This is a genomic window from Alphaproteobacteria bacterium, assembly GCA_030739735.1.
Classification (GTDB): domain Bacteria; phylum Pseudomonadota; class Alphaproteobacteria; order UBA7887; family UBA7887; genus UBA7887.
The window spans coordinates 1-703 of sequence record JASLYQ010000049.1 but is presented as its reverse complement, the minus strand read 5'-3'; the positions used below and the strand labels follow the sequence as shown (position 1 = coordinate 703).

At 64.3% G+C, this 703-nt stretch carries 1 protein-coding gene; it reads left to right on the top strand.

The genetic code is table 11. From position 1 onward, the window contains the following. A partial coding sequence (locus QF629_12990; protein ID MDP6014436.1) for an SDR family oxidoreductase occupies positions 1–703 on the top strand: 703 nt, incomplete at both ends.

Below are 703 nucleotides of genomic sequence, written 5' to 3'. Positions count from 1 at the left end.
CGCGCTTTTGTTTGCCGAGGAAGGCGCTAAAGTGGTCGCCGTCGATGTCGACGAGGCCGGCGTGACTGCGGTAGCAGACGAGATCAAGGCTGCGGGCCGCGAGGCCGTGGCGGTCACCGCCGACCTTACCAAAGACGAGGATTCCAAGCGCATCGTGCAGGTAACGAGCGATGCCTACGGCGGCCTTGATGTGCTGTGGAACCATGTCGGCCATCCCGGCCCGGGGCGCATTGAGGGCCTGGAGATGGGTGATTATGAGATCGCCATGGATCTCAATATCCGCTCGGTTCTCGTCACCTCCATTGAGGCGGTACCGGCGATACGTGCCCGCGGCGGCGGTGCGCTGCTGTTCACCGCCTCCATCGCCGGCCTCGCCGGCTCGCCATTCAGCCCAATCTATTCAGCCGCCAAGTTCGGTGTTGTAGGCCTCATGCAATCGCTGGCCTGCCGCTACGCGCCGGAGGGCATTCGCGTCAACGCAGTCTGCCCGGGGCCGATCGACACGCCCATGCTGCAAGACTTCATGCTGCGCCCAGACACGCAAGGCAATCGCGAGGAGAACACCGCCCGCATGCGGGCCAACATCCCGCTCGGCCGGGTCGGTAAGCCCGAGGAAGTGGCCAAGGTGGCACTTTTCCTCTGCTCCGACGATGCTTCATTTATCACCGGCGTGGCGCTGCCCATCGACGGCGGCTATCTGGCA